This window comes from Pseudomonas sp. 2995-3 (genome assembly GCF_002742565.1).
Taxonomy (GTDB): domain Bacteria; phylum Pseudomonadota; class Gammaproteobacteria; order Pseudomonadales; family Pseudomonadaceae; genus Aquipseudomonas; species Aquipseudomonas edaphica.
Map to the genome: position 1 here is coordinate 271,894 of NZ_LJSB01000038.1, position 18,497 is coordinate 290,390.

General features: G+C 58.3%; 14 protein-coding genes and 2 tRNA genes. 12 read left to right on the forward strand and 4 right to left on the reverse strand.

Going from position 1 to position 18,497, the window contains the following annotated elements; translation table 11 throughout:
- The first annotated feature begins 6 nt into the window (after positions 1-6).
- The 12 genes from tpiA to AOA62_RS01545 all read left to right on the forward strand — a co-directional run bounded on the left by tpiA (position 7) and on the right by AOA62_RS01545 (position 11,165).
- Positions 7-762 carry a triose-phosphate isomerase gene (gene tpiA / locus AOA62_RS01490; RefSeq protein ID WP_003194193.1) on the forward strand — a complete coding sequence of 252 codons (756 nt, stop codon included), beginning with the start codon at positions 7-9 and terminating at the stop codon, positions 760-762.
- 4 nt (positions 763-766) lie between these two features.
- Positions 767-1,150: a preprotein translocase subunit SecG gene (gene secG / locus AOA62_RS01495; RefSeq protein WP_010206600.1), complete on the forward strand. Its 384-nt coding sequence runs from the start codon at positions 767-769 to the stop codon at positions 1,148-1,150.
- 22 nt (positions 1,151-1,172) lie between these two features.
- Positions 1,173-1,258, forward strand: a tRNA-Leu gene (locus AOA62_RS01500).
- A 96-nt stretch (positions 1,259-1,354) separates the two neighbouring features.
- Positions 1,355-1,431 (forward strand) — tRNA-Met (locus tag AOA62_RS01505).
- Positions 1,432-1,572: 141 nt separating this feature from the next.
- Entirely contained in the window at positions 1,573-2,031 is a 459-nt protein-coding gene (gene rimP / locus AOA62_RS01510) for a ribosome maturation factor RimP (protein ID WP_032865935.1), read from the forward strand.
- A 47-nt stretch (positions 2,032-2,078) separates the two neighbouring features.
- Complete coding sequence (gene nusA / locus AOA62_RS01515) at positions 2,079-3,560, forward strand: transcription termination factor NusA (RefSeq protein ID WP_017139250.1); 1,482 nt, start codon at positions 2,079-2,081, stop codon at positions 3,558-3,560.
- A 27-nt stretch (positions 3,561-3,587) separates the two neighbouring features.
- The gene (gene infB / locus AOA62_RS01520) at positions 3,588-6,107 is read left to right on the forward strand and encodes a translation initiation factor IF-2 (protein WP_017139249.1); all 2,520 of its coding nucleotides are present in this window, start codon (positions 3,588-3,590) and stop codon (positions 6,105-6,107) included.
- A 159-nt stretch (positions 6,108-6,266) separates the two neighbouring features.
- The gene (gene rbfA, locus AOA62_RS01525) at positions 6,267-6,662 is read left to right on the forward strand and encodes a 30S ribosome-binding factor RbfA (RefSeq protein ID WP_003176137.1); all 396 of its coding nucleotides are present in this window, start codon (positions 6,267-6,269) and stop codon (positions 6,660-6,662) included.
- Between the two features lie 3 nt (positions 6,663-6,665).
- A complete protein-coding gene (gene truB / locus AOA62_RS01530; RefSeq protein ID WP_017139248.1) occupies positions 6,666-7,583 on the forward strand; it encodes a tRNA pseudouridine(55) synthase TruB in 918 nt (305 codons plus the stop codon).
- 115 nt (positions 7,584-7,698) lie between these two features.
- On the forward strand, positions 7,699-7,968 hold the full coding sequence (gene rpsO, locus AOA62_RS01535) for a 30S ribosomal protein S15 (protein WP_003176135.1): 270 nt from the start codon (positions 7,699-7,701) through the stop codon (positions 7,966-7,968).
- 195 nt (positions 7,969-8,163) lie between these two features.
- On the forward strand, positions 8,164-10,269 hold the full coding sequence (pnp, locus tag AOA62_RS01540; protein WP_017139247.1) for a polyribonucleotide nucleotidyltransferase: 2,106 nt from the start codon (positions 8,164-8,166) through the stop codon (positions 10,267-10,269).
- 296 nt (positions 10,270-10,565) lie between these two features.
- Positions 10,566-11,165, forward strand: coding sequence for a BON domain-containing protein (locus AOA62_RS01545; RefSeq protein WP_099547638.1), 600 nt, complete (start codon positions 10,566-10,568; stop codon positions 11,163-11,165).
- A gap of 372 nt (positions 11,166-11,537) precedes the next feature.
- Here the strand turns inward: AOA62_RS01545 and AOA62_RS01550 are convergent, their stop codons facing one another.
- The 4 genes from AOA62_RS01550 to acs all read right to left on the reverse strand — a co-directional run bounded on the left by AOA62_RS01550 (position 11,538) and on the right by acs (position 18,457).
- Positions 11,538-14,471: a DUF748 domain-containing protein gene (locus AOA62_RS01550; RefSeq protein WP_099547639.1), complete on the reverse strand. Its 2,934-nt coding sequence runs from the start codon at positions 14,469-14,471 to the stop codon at positions 11,538-11,540.
- An 87-nt stretch (positions 14,472-14,558) separates the two neighbouring features.
- Complete coding sequence (locus AOA62_RS01555; protein WP_099547640.1) at positions 14,559-15,575, reverse strand: class I SAM-dependent rRNA methyltransferase; 1,017 nt, start codon at positions 15,573-15,575, stop codon at positions 14,559-14,561.
- A 56-nt stretch (positions 15,576-15,631) separates the two neighbouring features.
- Complete coding sequence (locus tag AOA62_RS01560) at positions 15,632-16,501, reverse strand: oxygenase MpaB family protein (RefSeq protein ID WP_099547641.1); 870 nt, start codon at positions 16,499-16,501, stop codon at positions 15,632-15,634.
- Positions 16,502-16,519: 18 nt separating this feature from the next.
- Positions 16,520-18,457 carry an acetate--CoA ligase gene (gene acs, locus AOA62_RS01565; RefSeq protein ID WP_017139242.1) on the reverse strand — a complete coding sequence of 646 codons (1,938 nt, stop codon included), beginning with the start codon at positions 18,455-18,457 and terminating at the stop codon, positions 16,520-16,522.
- Positions 18,458-18,497 lie beyond the last annotated feature (40 nt).

The window sequence follows — 18,497 nt, forward strand, 5'->3', positions numbered from 1 at the left end:
TACAGCATGCGTCGCACTATGGTAGCTGGTAACTGGAAGATGCACGGTACCCGCGCCAGTGTCGCTGAGCTGATCAATGGCCTTCGTCACTTGGCCTTGCCTAGCGGTGTTGATGTTGCGGTTTTCCCGCCTTGCTTGCATATCAACCAGGTGGTTGATGGTTTGAAAGGCAAGTCGATTCAGGTCGGCGCGCAGAACTCTGCGGTGGAACCCATGCAAGGTGCGTTGACCGGTGAGATTTCACCGAGTCAGCTGGTTGATGCGGGTTGTTCCTATGTGCTTGTCGGGCACTCCGAGCGCCGTCAGATGATGGGCGAGCGTGATGGGACACTCAATCGCAAGTTCGCAGCGGCACAGGCTTGTGGCTTGATTCCAGTGTTGTGCATAGGGGAGACCCTGGAGCAGCGTGAATCGGGCAAGACTCTTGAAGTTGTCTCGCGTCAGCTGGGCAGTATCATCGAGGAGCTGGGTGTTGGTGCATTTGCAAAGGCAGTAATTGCTTACGAGCCGGTCTGGGCCATTGGCACCGGGCTGACTGCTACACCGCAACAAGCGCAGGATGTGCATGCAGCCATCCGCGCGCAGTTAGCGGCAGAGAATTCTGAAGTCGCGCAAGGTGTGCGGCTTCTATACGGCGGCAGCGTGAAGGCGGCCAATGCGGTCGAACTGTTCGGCATGCCGGATATCGATGGGGGGCTCATTGGTGGAGCTTCCCTGAATGCAGATGAGTTCGGTGCGATCTGTCGCGCCGCGGGAAACTGAAAAAATGCTGGAAACAGTCGTAGTCGTTTTTCATCTGTTGGCTGCCCTGGGCGTAGTTGCCCTGGTTTTGTTGCAACAGGGTAAAGGTGCGGATGCTGGTGCGTCTTTCGGTGCAGGTGCTTCAAATACTGTGTTCGGAAGCCAAGGTTCCTCTACCTTTCTTAGTAAGTTTACTGCTATACTTGCCGCCGGTTTCTTCATAACCAGCTTGGGGTTAGGTTACTTTGCTAAAGAGAAAGCTCATGTGCTGACTCAGGTAGGTCTCCCAAACCCAGCAGTTTTGGAAGTACCAAAAGCAAAACCGGCTTCTGATGATGTCCCGGTGCTTCAAGAGCAAAAGTCGGCTACTCCAGCGACTGACGTACCTCCAGCTCAAGAGCAGAAGTAAGAAGGGTTGTAAACGCTGTATTGCCGAGGTGGTGGAATTGGTAGACACGCAACCTTGAGGTGGTTGTGCCCATAGGGTGTAGGGGTTCGAGTCCCCTTCTCGGTACCAATTATCAGGAGAGCCCGCTGTTGCGGGCTTTCTTGTAGGTGGAAGGTTACATTGACCCTGTAAGGGATCGGTCGTATACTTCCGCCCCAGCTTTGTCGCGGGGTGGAGCAGTCTGGTAGCTCGTCGGGCTCATAACCCGAAGGTCGTCGGTTCAAATCCGGCCCCCGCAACCAGTTTTAGCGGAGCCCCTTTTAAAGGGGCTTTTTGTTAGCTGGACACTTTCAACGCCGCTGTTCGACGGCGTTTCAAGGATGGGCGTTTCGCCCATTTTTTTATTTTGCACAGCATGCACATACATGCACGAGGGGGTTCAGGTGTCGAGCAAGCTAGAAGAGTTGCAGGCCTTGCTGGCCCCGGTGGTCGTGGCCCTAGGCTATGAATGCTGGGGTATTGAGTTTTCGGCTCAAGGTCGCCACTCAATGTTGCGCGTTTATATCGATAAAGAGGGCGGCGTGCTGGTGGACGATTGTGCCATTGTCAGCCGTCAGATCAGCGGTGTGCTGGATGTTGAAGATCCAATCGCCGTTGAATACACCCTCGAAGTTTCCTCGCCAGGCATGGAACGCCCACTGTTCACTATTGATCAGTTTGCAAAATTTGCCGGTGAACAAGTGAAGATCAAGCTGCGCTCACCCTTTGAAGGGCGACGCAACTTTCAGGGCCTTCTGCGCGGTGTAGAAGAACAGGATGTCGTGGTGCAGGTAGAAGACCATGAGTTCCTGTTGCCGATCGATATGATCGACAAGGCCAACATTATTCCCAGTTTTGACTGAGACGCGGATCCCGCGGATCCAATGGCTTGCGAAAGGCGAGGCGTACGATGAGCAAAGAAGTACTGCTGGTTGTTGAGTCGGTATCCAATGAAAAGGGCGTACCGGCAAACGTGATTTTTGAAGCGCTGGAGCTGGCCCTGGCCACTGCTACCAAAAAGCGTTTTGAAGACGAAGTTGATCTGCGTGTGGAAATCAACCGCCACACCGGTGCCTATGAGACTTTCCGTCGCTGGACGGTCGTCGAAGAAGCCGATCTTGATGATCCGGCCATCGAAACCTGGCCGAGCAAGGTTGCGCAAACGCATCCGGGCGCCCAGGTCGGTGATGTCGTCGAAGAAAAGATCGAGTCGATCGAATTCGGCCGTATTGCTGCACAGACTGCCAAGCAAGTCATCGTGCAGAAGGTTCGCGAAGCTGAGCGCGCTCAAGTCGTTGACGCTTATCGCGAGCGCCTGGGTGAAATCATCTCCGGCACCGTGAAAAAAGTTACTCGTGACAATGTGATCGTTGACCTGGGCAACAACGCTGAAGCGTTGCTGGCCCGCGAAGACATCATCTCTCGCGAAACCTTCCGTGTCGGCGTGCGTCTGCGTGCGCTGCTCAAGGAAATCCGCACCGAGAACCGCGGCCCTCAGTTGATCCTGTCGCGTACCGCGCCGGAAATGCTGATCGAACTGTTCCGCATCGAAGTGCCGGAAATCGCCGAAGGCCTGATCGAAGTCATGGCTGCGTCTCGCGACCCGGGTTCGCGCGCCAAGATCGCGGTCCGCTCCAAGGACAAACGCATCGACCCGCAGGGCGCTTGCATTGGTATGCGCGGTTCGCGCGTCCAGGCAGTGTCGGGCGAGTTGGGCGGTGAGCGTGTGGATATCGTGCTGTGGGACGATAACCCGGCGCAGTTCGTGATCAACGCCATGTCGCCAGCTGAAGTGGCGGCAATTATCGTTGACGAAGATGCCCATGCAATGGACATCGCCGTTGGCGCAGACAATCTGGCTCAGGCCATTGGTCGTGGTGGTCAGAACGTGCGTCTGGCCAGCCAACTTACCGGCTGGACCCTGAACGTGATGACCGAATCGGACATCCAGGCTAAGCAGCAAGCTGAAACCGGTGACATCCTGCGCAACTTCATCGACGAGCTGGAAGTCGACGAAGACCTGGCGCAGGTGCTGGTAGATGAAGGCTTCACCAGCCTGGAAGAGATTGCCTACGTACCGTTGGAAGAAATGCTCAACATCGACGGCTTTGACGAAGACACCGTCAACGAGCTTCGCGCTCGAGCCAAGGATCGCTTGTTGACTAAAGCCATCGCTACTGAGGAAAAGCTGGCAGACGCCCATCCGGCCGAAGACCTGCTCTCGCTTGAGGGTATGGACAAGGATTTGGCGATGGAACTGGCGGTGCGCGGCGTAATTACCCGCGAAGACCTGGCCGAGCAGTCTATTGACGATCTGCTCGACATCGACGGCATTGACGAAGATCGTGCCGGCAAGTTGATCATGGCCGCCCGAGCCCATTGGTTCGAGTAACTAGGCGCGGCCTGAGGAGAGAAGTGCATGACGCAAGTCACGGTGAAACAACTGGCCGATGAGGTCAAAACACCGGTAGAGCGCCTGTTGCAGCAGATGCGTGAGGCAGGTCTGCCGCACACCGCCGCCGATGAAGGTGTGAGCGATAGTGAGAAGCAGTCTTTGCTGACTCACTTGAAGAGCAGCCACAAGGCGAAAGTGGAAGAACCGCGCAAGATTACATTGCAGCGCAAAACCACCAGCACCCTGCGTGTTGCTGGTAGCAAAAGCATCAGCGTTGAAGTGCGCAAGAAGAAAGTCTTCGTACAGCGCAGCCCGGAAGAAATCGAAGCCGAGCGCAAGCGCGAGCTGGAAGAACGTCGCGCAGTAGAAAATGCTGCTCGTCAGAAGGCTGAAGAAGAAGCCAAGCGTCGCGCCGAAGAAGAAGCGCGTCGCCAGCCTGCTGCTGCGCAACCTGCTGCCACTGAAGCAGCCGCTGCGCCTAGCGCGCCAGTTGAAGCTGTGCGTGAGGCCGCCCCGGTTGCCGCAGCTCCTGCAGCTGACGCTCGCAAGCGCGACGAACCTCGTCGTCCGGACAAACCACGTGCCGACGATAACAATCGTCGCGGTGGTGGTGGCGATGGTGAGCGTAAAAACGCTCCGCATCGTGCTTCGGTCAAAGAGAAAGCGCCTGCTCCACGCGTTGCCCCACGTACTACCGACGAAGAAAGCGATGGCTTCCGTCGTGGTGGTCGCGGCAAGGCCAAGCTGAAAAAACGCAACGCCCACGGTTTCCAGAGCCCAACCGGCCCTGTCGTGCGTGAAGTGAAGATCGGCGAGACCATCACTGTTGGCGATCTCGCCCAGCAGATGTCGGTCAAGGCAGCTGAAATCATCAAGTTCATGTTCAAGCTGGGCACTCCAGCCACCATCAACCAGGTACTGGACCAGGAAACTGCCCAGTTGGTTGCTGAAGAGCTGGGCCACAAAGTGACCCTGGTCAGCGACACCGCCCTGGAAGATTCCCTGGCTGAGTCCCTGAAGTTTGAAGGTGAGGCTGTTTCCCGTGCACCGGTTGTGACCGTAATGGGCCACGTTGACCACGGTAAAACTTCCCTGCTCGACTACATCCGTCGTGCCAAGGTTGCTGCAGGCGAAGCCGGCGGCATTACCCAGCACATCGGCGCGTACCACGTTGAAACCGAGCGTGGCATGGTGACTTTCCTCGACACCCCTGGTCACGCTGCGTTTACCGCAATGCGTGCCCGTGGTGCCAAGGCTACCGACATCGTGATCCTGGTCGTTGCAGCGGACGACGGCGTGATGCCGCAAACCATCGAAGCCGTTCAGCACGCGAAAGCGGCTGGCGTACCGCTGGTGGTTGCAGTGAACAAAATCGACAAGCCGGGCGCTGATCTCGATCGCATCCGTAGCGAACTGTCGGTTCACGGCGTGACTTCTGAAGAGTGGGGTGGCGAGACGCCATTCGTGTCGGTATCCGCAAAAATGGGTACTGGCGTTGACGAACTGCTCGAAGCTGTTCTGTTGCAAGCCGAAGTACTCGAGTTGACCGCTACTCCATCGGCCCCTGGTCGTGGTGTTGTGGTTGAATCGCGTCTGGACAAGGGCCGTGGCCCGGTTGCGACCGTTCTGGTTCAAGACGGTACCCTGCGCCAAGGCGACATGGTGCTCGTTGGTTCGAACTACGGCCGTGTACGTGCCATGCTCGACGAGAACGGCAAGCCAATCAAGGAAGCCGGCCCGGCTATCCCGGTCGAGATCCTCGGCCTGGACGGTACCCCGGACGCTGGCGACGAGATGAGCGTAGTTGCCGACGAGAAGAAAGCCCGTGAAGTGGCTCTGTTCCGTCAAGGCAAGTTCCGCGAAGTCAAGCTGGCCCGTGCTCACGCCGGCAAGCTGGAAAACATCTTCGAGAACATGGGCCAGGAAGAGAAGAAGACGCTTAACATCGTCCTCAAATCTGACGTTCGTGGCTCCCTCGAAGCGTTGAACGGCGCCTTGAACGGCCTGGGTAACGACGAAGTGCAAGTGCGCGTTGTGGGTGGCGGTGTCGGTGGTATCACCGAATCCGACGCCAACCTGGCACTGGCTTCCAACGCTGTACTGTTCGGCTTCAACGTGCGTGCCGATGCTGGCGCTCGCAAGATCGTCGAGCAGGAAGGCCTGGACATGCGTTACTACAACGTCATCTACGACATCATCGAAGACGTCAAGAAAGCCCTTACCGGCATGCTTGGCAGCGATGTCCGGGAGAACATCCTGGGTGTTGCCGAGGTGCGTGACGTGTTCCGCTCGCCGAAATTCGGTGCGATCGCCGGTTGCATGGTTATCGAAGGTACTGTGTACCGTAACCGTCCGATCCGTGTACTGCGTGAAGACATCGTTATCTTCGAAGGCGAGCTGGAATCCCTGCGCCGCTTCAAGGATGACGCTTCCGAAGTACGTGCCGGCATGGAATGCGGTATCGGCGTCAAGAGCTACAACGACGTCAAGGCTGGCGACAAGATCGAAGTCTACGAGAAGGTCCAGGTTGCTCGCAGCCTCTAACTCGCGCACTTCCGGAGCCACGCCGCGTGTGGGCATGCAAATGCCCCGCGCAGCGTACGGACTCTAAACGCAACGCCCGGTCTGGCTTTTGTCAGGCCGGGCGTTTGCCGCTTTCAGACCCCACGGGTTTCACCGTGTGGCAGTAACAGGTAACAAGACATGGCAAAAGAATACAGCCGTACCCAACGTATCGGCGATCAGATGCAGCGTGAGCTGGCCCAACTGATCCGTCGCGAAGTCAAAGACCCGCGCGTTGGCCTGGTCACCATCACCGCCGTTGAAGTGAGCCGTGACGTGGGTCACGCCAAGATCTTCATCACCGTGATGGGGCAGGACAACAGCGAAGAAATCGCGCAAAGCATCAAGGTGCTCAACTCGGCTGCAGGCTTCCTGCGTATGCAGTTGGCCCGTGAAATGAAGCTGCGCAGTGTTCCCCAGTTGCACTTCCACTACGACGAAAGCGTCGTGCGTGGTGCGCACCTGTCGGCATTGATCGAGCGCGCCGTGGCTGAAGACAGCCAGCACCCGTCCACACCTGAAGACGCCAAGGAGTAAGCGGTGGCTCAGGTCAAACGTATCCGTCGCAACGTCAGCGGCATCATTCTGCTCGACAAGCCCATTGGCTTTACCTCCAATGCCGCGCTGCAGAAGGTTCGCTGGCTGCTCAATGCCGAGAAGGCCGGGCACACCGGCAGCCTCGACCCATTGGCCACCGGTGTACTGCCGTTGTGCTTTGGCGAGGCCACCAAGTTCTCGCAATACCTGCTCGATTCCGACAAGGGTTACGAAACCCTCATGCAACTGGGCAAGACCACCACCACGGCCGATGCCGAAGGTGATGTTCTGCAGGTTCGCGACGTGACCGTTGGTCGTGCTGATATCGAGGCCGTTTTACCCGCTTTTCGTGGGCAAATCAGTCAGATACCGCCGATGTACTCGGCGCTCAAGCGTGATGGCCAGCCTCTTTACAAGCTGGCACGTGCGGGCGAAGTAGTGGAGCGTGAACCGCGTTCTGTTACTATTGCGCGGCTTGAATTGCTCGCCAGTGAGGGCGACACCGCACGATTGTCGGTGGACTGCAGCAAAGGCACCTATATTCGTACCCTGGTGGAAGATATCGGTGAGCAACTGGGCTGTGGTGCATACGTTGCAGAGCTGCGACGTACTCAAGCCGGACCTTTCACCCTGGCCCAGACGGTCACGCTGGAAGAGTTGGAAGCGGTACATGCCGAAGGCGGCAATGAAGCGGTTGATCGCTTCCTGATGCCATCGGACAGCGGTTTGCTGGATTGGCCATTGCTGCACTTCTCGGAGCACAGCGCGTTCTACTGGCTAAACGGTCAGCCGGTACGTGCCCCGGACGCTCCGAAGTTCGGTATGGTGCGGGTACAGGATCATAACGGTCGCTTTATCGGTATCGGTGAAGTGAGCGAAGACGGGCGTATAGCGCCGCGTCGACTGATTCGGTCAGAATGACCGAACGAGTGTGGCTGTTAACAGGCACGGTCAACACTCATTTTTAGATACAGGGATTTGTCCCTGGCCTGTTGAAACTGCCCTTTGGGTGGTTTCCTGAAAAAAGGATTGCCTCATGGCTCTCGACGTTCAAGAAAAAGCACAAATCGTTGCTGACTATCAGCAAGCTGTTGGTGACACTGGTTCGCCAGAAGTGCAAGTTGCACTGCTGACCCACAACATCAACAAGCTGCAAGGTCACTTCAAGGCCAACGGTAAAGATCACCACTCCCGTCGTGGTCTGATCCGCATGGTAAACCAGCGCCGTAAGCTGCTGGACTACCTGAAAGGCAAGGATCTGGGTCGTTATCAGGCTCTGATCGGTCGCCTGGGTCTGCGTCGCTAATAAGCGATTGCGCTAGAGGTTGGTTGTCTGCCGTGTGTCAGTGGGATTTCCGCTGGCCCATGGCAGGCTCCCAGCCTCAAGTTTTATCTGGATACACGTTTTACCCTGGACGAGCGTCGGGCCGATTCCCGGCATTGCCCAAGAATTTCGCAAGAAGACAAGTTCCCCCAAGAGCCACAAAGAAGGTAGGACACCGTGAACCCGGTTATCAAAAAATTCCAGTTCGGTCAGTCGACCGTTACCCTCGAGACAGGCCGTATCGCCCGTCAAGCCTCCGGCGCAGTGCTGGTTACCGTTGACGACGACGTTACCGTATTGGTGACCGTTGTTGGCGCAAAGACCGCAGACCCGAGCAAAGGCTTTTTCCCTCTGTCCGTTCACTACCAGGAAAAGACTTACGCTGCCGGTAAGATCCCTGGCGGTTTCTTCAAGCGTGAAGGCCGTCCTTCCGAGAAAGAAACCCTGACTTCCCGACTGATCGACCGTCCGATCCGTCCGCTGTTCCCAGAAGGCTTCATGAACGAAGTGCAGGTTGTCTGCACCGTCGTTTCCACCAGCAAGAAGACCGATCCGGACATCGCTGCGATGATCGGTACCTCGGCTGCCCTGGCCATCTCCGGCATTCCTTTCGATGGCCCGATTGGCGCTGCGCGCGTTGCTTTCCATGAAAGCACCGGCTACCTGCTGAACCCGACTTACGAGCAACAGAAAGCTTCGAGCCTGGACATGGTCGTTGCCGGTACCTCTGAAGCCGTATTGATGGTTGAATCGGAAGCCAAAGAGCTGACCGAAGACCAGATGCTGGGCGCTGTACTGTTTGCTCACGACGAATTCCAGTCCGTGATCAAGGCCGTTAAAGAACTGGCTGCCGAAGCTGCCAAGCCAACGTGGGCCTGGGCTCCACAGGCTGAAGCGACTGAACTGCTGGGCGCTATCCGCTCCGAGTTCGGTGCTGCCATCTCCGACGCCTACACCATCACCGTCAAGGCCGACCGTTACGCGCGCCTGGGCGAGCTGAAGGATCAGGTTGTAGCCAAGCTGTCCGGTGAAGAAGGCCAGCCTTCTTCCAGCGAAGTCAAAGCGGCCTTCGGTGAAATCGAATACCGCACCGTTCGCGAAAACATCGTTAACGGCAAGCCACGTATCGACGGTCGCGACACTCGCACCGTGCGCCCACTGAACATCGAAGTCGGCGTTCTGCCGAAGACTCACGGTTCGGCGCTGTTCACCCGTGGCGAAACCCAGGCTCTGGTCGTTGCAACACTGGGTACTGCCCGTGATGCACAGCTGCTGGACACCCTGGAGGGCGAGAAAAAAGACCCGTTCATGCTGCACTACAACTTCCCTCCGTTCTCGGTGGGCGAGTGTGGTCGCATGGGTGGCGCTGGTCGTCGCGAAATCGGTCACGGCCGCCTGGCTCGTCGTTCGATCTCCGCGATGCTGCCTGCTGCTGACGTGTTCCCGTACACCATCCGTGTTGTGTCGGAAATCACCGAGTCCAACGGTTCCAGCTCCATGGCTTCCGTTTGCGGTGCTTCCCTGGCACTGATGGACGCTGGTGTACCGATGAAGGCACCGGTTGCCGGTATCGCCATGGGCTTGGTTAAAGAAGGCGAGAAGTTCGCCATCCTGACCGACATCCTGGGCGACGAAGACCACCTGGGCGACATGGACTTCAAAGTAGCCGGTACCGCCAAAGGTGTTACCGCGCTGCAGATGGACATCAAGATCAAGGGCATCACCGAAGAAATCATGGAAATCGCCCTGGGCCAAGCCCTGGAAGCGCGCCTGAACATCCTCGGTCAGATGAACCAGATCATTGGTCAGTCGCGCACCGAACTGTCGGAAAATGCTCCGACCATGATCGCGATGAAAATCGACACCGACAAAATCCGTGATGTTATCGGTAAAGGCGGCGCGACCATCCGTGCGATCTGTGAAGAAACCAAGGCTTCGATCGATATCGAAGACGACGGCTCGATCAAGATCTTCGGCGAAACCAAGGAAGCTGCTGAAGCTGCACGTCAGCGCGTTCTGGGCATCACCGCTGAAGCCGAGATCGGCAAGATCTACGTGGGTAAGGTTGAGCGCATCGTCGACTTCGGCGCATTCGTCAACATCCTGCCGGGCAAAGACGGTCTGGTGCACATCTCCATGCTGAGCGACGCTCGCGTTGAGAAAGTGACCGACATTCTCAAAGAAGGCCAGGAAGTGGAAGTGCTGGTACTGGACGTGGACAACCGCGGCCGTATCAAGCTGTCCATCAAGGACGTAGCAGCAGCCAAGGCTTCGGGCGTTTAATCACCCGCAGGCTTTACGCTGAAAAAGAGGACTCTTCGGAGTCCTTTTTTTATGCCCACAGGAAAGTAGCGGGAAATCAGTCGCTTAGTAAATTCTAAAAGCCGCAACTTGCATGCAGGCACGATCGACTTCATGCAAGTTGCACGATTTCGAAAATTGCCTGTTTTTATAAGTTGTTGTTTATAAAGGTTTTATTCCGATTTCGCGACTTGGCACACTGCCTGCAATAACCCTGTTAACGCTGCAGCATCAAGGTTTACACGCTGCAGACTTTTAATAAAACAGGAGTTACTCGTATGAAGAAGTTCGCTCTCGCTACTGCTACCGCTCTGACTCTGGCCATGGGTGCTAACGTAGCCTTTGCTCAGACTTCCCAAGCCCCAATGACCCTGGCGGCCGGTGAAATGACCAAGGCTAAAGAGTCCACTTCGGACACTTGGATCACCACCAAAGTAAAAGCTGATCTGCTGACCGAGAAAGGCATTCCTGGTTCGGACATCAAGGTTGAAACCAACAAAGGCGTGGTTTCCCTGTCCTCCACCGTCGCTATCTCTGATTCCCAGAAAGCCACGGCTGTAGCGATCACCAAGAAAATCAAAGGTGTTACCGCTGTTTCTGCTGACGGCCTGATGGCTGGCGGCGTAGCTAAAGCCGACAACGTCGACAAAGCCAAGACCAGCACTTCGGACACCTGGATCACCACTAAAGTGAAATCCGATCTGGTTACTGAGAAAGGCATTCCTGGTACCGACATCAAAGTCGAAACCAACCACGGTGTAGTGTCGCTGTCGTCGACTGCTGCTGTGACCCAGGCTCAGAAAGACACCGCAGTTGCGATCACCAAGAAAATCAAAGGCGTTAAATCTGTATCGGCTGATGGTCTGACCGTTCAGTAACGCTAAAAGAATCGTCTGAGCTAGACGGCGGCGGCTTAGGGTGAGTTAGTTATCCACCCGATGCACCTCTAAAGTTCATGCGACCGACCACACGGATGTGGTCATTACAGGCCCCGGCACTTGTGTCGGGGCCTGTTCTATTGTGTGGGGAATAGGATTGCGCAGGGCAGCTGACGATCAACTGTGGGAGCTGGCTTGTGTGGGAGCTGGCTTGCCTGCGATGCAAACACCTCGGTTATTCAGTTAAACCCGGGTGATGCTATCGCAGGCAAGCCAGCTCCCACACAATCTATCTCCCACACAATCTATCTCCCACACAATCTATCTCCCACACAAGCCAGTTCCCACAGTTGAGTAGATGTCGCTTGGGGGTTACTCGGCATCCAGATGCATAGGTGTAACGACCCGACCGTCTTTCTCCGCCTGCCCCAGGCTGGCGTCAATGAAGTACACCCGGTCATCTTCCAACTGGCCTTTGTCCACCAGGTAGTCCTTGATAGTGCTGGCACGGTCTTGCCCCAGTTGGCGCAGCAGTACATCACTGGCGCCCCAGAACTTGATCAAGCCATCACGCAGCTTCGCAGTGCGGTCATCGCTGCTCAGGTCTTTCCATTCGGCCGGTGGTTGTTGCTTAAGACGGGTGCGGTAGATGCCTTCGAGCAATGGCGCTTTTTCCTTCTCCGGCACCACCAGCAATGACGCCTGGGCTGGCACCTTGTCGCCGCGACGCTGGAGGATTTTGTAGTAGTTGTATTGGTATTCACGCTCCAGGCGATCTGCGGCGATGAACGGACCATCGCTGCTGGCCGCTGCCGTGCCTTCAATCTCAAGGCGCAGGGTAGGGCGCTCTTTCAGTGCCTTGGCCAAGGTATTCAGAGCACCCTCGGCCTCTTTGTTCAGTTCGCTGGAGCCTGCGGCAAACGACACGTTACCCAGGTCTTCCGAGCCGCCACCGCTGACCAGCCCGCCAATAAACTTGAACGGCGCCGTGGCTGCGCGCACCACCAGGTTGCGCAGGGTCTGCCACACAATCGGCATGACGCTGAACTGCGGGTTATTCAAGTCGCCGGTCACGGGGAGTTCGATGGAGATCTTGCCGTCAGTGTCCTTGAGCAGCGCAATGGCCAGGCGAATCGGCAAATCGACGGCATCGGCACTGTCGACCTTCTCACCCAGTTGCAATTGCTCAACCACCACCTTGTTTTCAGCCTTCAACTGGCCTTTGGTGATCATGTAGTGCAAATCGAGGTTGAGACGGCCTTTGCGAATGCGGAAACCCGCGAACTTGCCGGAATATGGCGTCAACGTGGTCAGTTCGACACGCTTGAAGCTGGTGGCGATATCCAGCGCCGCCATTGGGTCAAACGGGTTGACGCTGCCCTTGATAGTGACCGGCGCGTAGCGATCCACCTTGCCCTTGATGTCGACGCTGGCCGGTTTGGCCTGGCGGCTGTCGATAGTGCCAATCTGCCCGTTGAGTTGCTGGATAGCCGTGGCGAAGTTGGGCGTGAGGCTGAAGTCGGCGAAGTTGGCCGAGCCGTCATTGATCGCAATCTGCCCGATATGAATGCCCAATGGCTTGTCTTTGCTCGCCGCCGGTTTGGTTGCCGACTTGGCGCCACTGTCGGCCGGTTGCGGGATCAACAAGTCATCGATGTTGGTGGTGCGGTCATCGTTGATCATAAAACGCGCATACGGCTGCAGCAGGTTGACCTTATCGATCGACAGGCTGTCGCCGTGCTGGTAGTTCACACCTTCAAGCACCAGGCGCTGCCACTTGAGAAAGTCGCGGGTCTTGAGGGTGTCCAGGGTGTGCAACTGGTCGACCTGAGCGCGGCCGGTGACCTGCAGGGCCAAAGGCTCGGTGCTTTTGAGGTTCACATCGAGGTTGCTGCCCAGCATACCGCTGCGCAGCTCCAGGCGAATAAACGGACTGATATAGGATTGCGCGACGCGCAGGTCGATGTCCTGGGTGTTCACTTTCAACTTGGCGCTGACCGGGTTGAGGTTGACCTCGCCGGTTGCGCTGATCTTGCCTTGCTTGCCCAGGCCGGAGTCGACCTTCAGGGTAAAGGGGCTGCGGTTGAGGCTGTCGAAGTTCTGCATATCGACATTCAGCGGGCCTAGCTCCAATGCAACTGCCGGTTTGGCAGCTCGGTCCGCCAGGTGTACTTGATAGTTGCGCAGTTGCACGTCCTTGAGCAGCACTTGCCAGGGTTTGCTCGGTGCAGCAGGTGGGGCGTTTGGCGTATCGGCGGTTGCAGGCGCGCTGGCAGGCTTGAGTTCCTTGGCCGGTTTGCTCGGTTGGCTGGCAAACAGTTTCTGCCAGTCCAGTTGCCCATCGGCTTCGCGGGCGGCCCAGGTTTCCAGTTTGTTGCTGCGGATCTTGCCGACCACCACTTGCTGCTTGGCCAGGTCCACCGTGGTGTCGCTGACGTCCAGGCGCTCCAGGCGCACCAGTGGCCGGCCATCCGGCGCCTTGATCGCAAAGGGCGCGATGCTGGCGGTGGTGTTGGTCAGGTTCAGTTCGGTTTCTTTGGCCAGGCTGAATTTATAGTCGGTGCTGAAGTTCAGCACGCCGTCTTCAAGCACCAGCGGCAGGGCATCCCGCACATAGGGCCACCAGGCTTTCATCTTGCCATCAGTGACTTTCAAGGTGCCTTCGGAAGTGATCGGCACCAGGCTGAAATTGCCTTTCCAATCGATCTGACCGCCCTCGGGGCCGGCCGCCACCAGGGTCATGTCGGCATTGTCTTCGGGCAACGTGCTGAGGTTTTTCAGCTCGAAGTCGAGTTTGTCGTAGAGAAATTCGATTGGCTCGCTGGGGCGCAGGTCGCGAAAGTACACATAGCCGCCGGCCAGCTTGATGCTGTCGATGCGCAGCGGGAACGGCTTGGCATTCGGGTCAGCCGGGGTCGGCTCACTCGGCGGCAGCTTGAACAGCTGCGCCAGGTTCAACTGGCCGGTTTTGTCGAACAGCACTTCGGTCTTCGGCTGGTCCAGTTGTACGTCTGCCAGGTGCAGCGCGCGCGTCCACAGGCTGTCGATCTGCAGGTTGGCGTACAGGCGCTCGAAACCGACTTGCTCCTTACCCGGCTCGCCGAGCTTCAGGCCCCACACCGTCAGTTCCAGGCTGAACGGGTTGAGCTCGATACGCTCGATACGGGCCGGCACCGTGGCGTAATTGGCCAGTTGTTGGTTGGCAATGCGAAGGGCAATGCCCGGCAGAATCAGAAAGCCCAGCAAGCTGTACAGAGCCAGGGCGGTCAACAAGGCGCCAGCGGCGCGGATCAATCCTTTGGGCATGAGTGACGCCATCTATGTAGAACGAGAGTGCCTTGGAGTATGGCACGGGTTTTCGGTTCCGAAGTACTGGACTCCTTGGGAAAAGTACTACAACTGCAGGATCAGTGTTTTTAACGGTGGCTGCTGATCCAGGGACGGGAAGTCAGCCCCAGGCGTCATGATTTGCCACTCGCGTACCGGGCGGCCGGCTTTTTCGGCGCAACGCAGCACCTGCTCACGCCAGTCATCCATGCTGACTTTTGCCAGGTTGTTGCAGCAGATCAACACGCCATTGTCGGCGGTGGTCAGCAGTGCGGGCTTGAGCAGGCTCTGATAATCGCGCAACAGGTCGACGGTGCCGAAAGCACTCTTGGCCCAGGCCGGTGGGTCGAGCAGCACCAGGTCGAACTGGCGCTGCTCAAGGCGTGGATAACTCGGCAGCTTCTGGCCACGACGCTGGGTGATCGGCAAACCGGCCAGTTGGCGAATCGCCGGGAAGTAGTCGGACTGCACGAATTCCATGGTCGGCAAGTGCGGGTTGAGCAGGCCGTTTTCGCGCCCGACCGCCAGGTTGCCTTCGGCGAAGTCCAGGTTGCACACCTCGCTTGCGCCCCCGGCTGCGGCGCTCAAGCCTACGCCACAGGTGTAGGCGAACAGGTTCAGCACGCTTTTGCCGGCGCTGTGGTCCTTGACCCAGCCACGGGTGTTGCGCAGGTCCAGGAACAGCAGCGGGTCTTGCCCGGCATGGCGGCCGCGTACACGGTAGTTGAGGCCCCATTCGTGGCCGACCTGATCTGCCAATGCCGCAGGCTCGGCGCGGTACACCGTGTCTTCACGGTCGATGCGCGAGTTGCCACGGGAGCGGTCGTTGTACACGAGCTGCAATTCCAGCCCCATGAACTGGTTGACCTGTTGATGCAGGTCCAGCAGCTCCTCGGTTTGTAGCGACTGGTGGAAGCTTTGCACCAGCAATTGCGGGCCGTAACGGTCAATGGTCAAGCCGCCGGCGCCTTCCTGGCTGCCATGGAACAGCCGGTAGCAGTCTGTGCCTTGGACGTGCAACTCGTTGATCAGGTCTTGGCGATGGTTGAGAGCGGCGCGCAGCGCCTGATTCAAGGGAGTCATGGAGCGCGCCTTGCGGGTAAAAGAGGGCGCGAAGTTTAACAGCTATGGGCCGCCGTCTACATCAACCCCATCCGCCGCTGGGCGCGTTGCACCGAACCGTTGCGCATCGCCCAGCGCAGCAAGGGCGCGCTGCGCTTCACACCCGCGCGGATCACCAAGCGTTGCATCGAGCTTTGGTGTTGCCCGAGCATAGCGCTGGCCCAGTCCGGCAGCAGGTCGATGCCGGCCTGCATCATCAAGCTGCCAAAGGGTTTGGCCAAGGTGCTGGGCGCAGGTGCATTGACCAGCAGGCGCAGCACTTCGCGGCTGCGATCGTCGCACAGCAGTTGTGGACGAATGCGCGCCAGATAATCGGAAATTTCCTGGCGTGAACGCGGCACGTGCCGTGCGCCCAGTCGCTCGGCAACCAAGGCAATTTCACTGTAGTAGCGGTCCTGGTCGCGCCCAGACAGATGCGGGTTGCGATAACGCAGGTGTGCCGCCAGAAAGTTGCTGACCTCCGCCACGTGTACCCACGTCAGCAGCTCCGGGTCACTGGCCGCATAGGCTCGCCCATCCGGCGCATGCCCGACCACTTGCAGGTGGATGGTGCGCACCTTCTCAATCAGCCATTCGGCGTCCTGGCGCGAGCCGAACGTGGTGCCGGAAATAAACTGCGAAGTGCGGCGCAGGCGCCCGAGCATGTCCTGGCGAAAGTTGGAATGGTCCCACACGCCGGCCAGGGCCAGCGGGTGCAAGGCTTGCAGCATCAACGCGCTGATGCCGCCGATCAGCATGCTGCTGAAGTCGCCATGCACCTGCCAGCTCACAGAGTCCGGCCCGAACAGGCCGGGGTCGCCCTTGGGGTTTTCCAGGTCCAGTTGGCCGAGTGACAAGCCGGTGAGGCTCATCAACTGGGTTTCGATACGGCTGCGGATAAATTCCATGGCGACTCTGGGTGGCTCCTATCGGTTCAGGCGTTTATCGATCAGGCCGTCCACCACGCTCGGGTCGGCCAGGGTCGAGGTGTCGCCGAGGCTGTCGAGTTCGTTGCAGGCGATCTTGCGCAAAATGCGCCGCATGATCTTGCCCGAGCGGGTTTTCGGCAAGGCGGGCGCCCATTGGATCAGTTCCGGCTTGGCAAAGCTGCCGATTTCCTTGCTGACCAGCGCCAGCAAGTGTTTTTTCAGCTCATCGCTGGGCTCGACGCCATTCATTGGGGTGACAAACGCATAGATGCCCTGGCCTTTGACGTCGTGGGGGTAACCGACCACAGCGGCTTCGGCCACTTGGTCATGCAGCACCAGCGCGCTTTCCACTTCGGCGGTGCCGATGCGGTGACCGGACACGTTGATCACGTCATCGATGCGGCCGGTGATCCAGTAGTCGCCATCCTCATCGCGGCGCGCACCGTCGCCGGTGAAGTAGTAGCCGGGGTAGGGTTTGAAATAGGTGTCGAGCATGCGCTGCGGGTCACCGTAGACGCTGCGGATTTGCCCTGGCCAACTGGCCTTGATAGCGAGCACGCCACTGCCGGCACCGCTGAGTTCCTTGCCATGTTCATCCAGCAGCACAGGTTGTACGCCAAACATCGGTTGGGTCGCGCAGCCAGGTTTGATCCGTTGCGCGCTGACCAGCGGGCTGAGCATGATGCCGCCGGTTTCGGTCTGCCACCAGGTATCGACAATCGGGCAGCGCTGCTCGCCCACGGCGTTAAAGTACCAATCCCAGGCCTCCGGGTTGATCGGCTCGCCGACGCTGCCCAGCAGGCGCAGGCTGGCGCGCGAGGTGTTCTGCAGTGGCCCGTGGCCCTCACGCATGAGCGCGCGCAATGCGGTGGGCGCGGTGTAGAAGATATTCACCTGGTGTTTATCGATGACCTGCCAGAAACGCGAGCTGTCCGGGTAGCTCGGCACGCCTTCGAACATCAGTGACGTCGCACCGTTGGCCAGCGGGCCGTACACGATATAGCTGTGGCCGGTGACCCAGCCCACGTCGGCGGTGCACCAGAACACTTCGCCGTCACGGTAGTCGAGCACGTACTTGAAGGTCATCGCCGCTTGCAGCAGGTAGCCGCCGGTGGTGTGCAGCACGCCTTTGGGTTTGCCGGTGCTGCCGGAGGTGTAGAGGATAAACAACGGGTCTTCGGCGTCCATCGGCTCGGGCGGGCAATCAGCGCTGGCGGCGTCCAGGGCGGCTTGATACTTGAGGTCGCGGCCTTCTACCCAGTCAAGTTTCGCCCCCGTGCGCTCCACCACCAGTACCGTGCTGACGTTCGGGCAACTGGCCAGGGCTTTGTCGACATTCTTTTTCAAGGCCACCGGCTTGCCGCCGCGCACGCCTTCATCGGCGGTGATCACGGTGCGACAGTCGGCATCGAGGATGCGGTCGCGCAGGGCATCCGGAGAGAAGCCGCCGAACACCACCGAGTGCACCGCGCCAATCCGGGTGCAGGCCAGCATCGCGTAGGCGGCTTCCGGGATCATCGGCATGTAGATGCACACCCGGTCGCCTTTTTTCACCCCACGGCTTTTCAGCACATTGGCCAGGCGGCTGACGTTTTGATGAAGTTGGCGGTAGGAAATTTTGGAGGACTTTGCAGGATCATCGCCTTCCCAGATAAAGGCCGGCTGGTCGGCGCGTTGTGCCAGGTGACGGTCGATGCAGTTGTAGCTGACGTTCAGTTGGCCGCCGGCAAACCACTGGGCTGCGCCGGTAGTGATGTCCGAGTGCTGCACGGTGTGCCAGGGTTTGATCCAGTCGAGGAAACCCTTGGCCTGTTCGGCCCAGAACGTATCGGGTTGCTCAATGGATTGGCGGTAGAGGCGCTGGTACTCGTCTTGACTGAGCTGCGCGGCCTGGCGGACGTCATCGGCGCGGGGGAATGTGCGGATATCGAACATGAGCGGTCCTTATTCTTGTTTTAGCGACAAGGCATAAAGA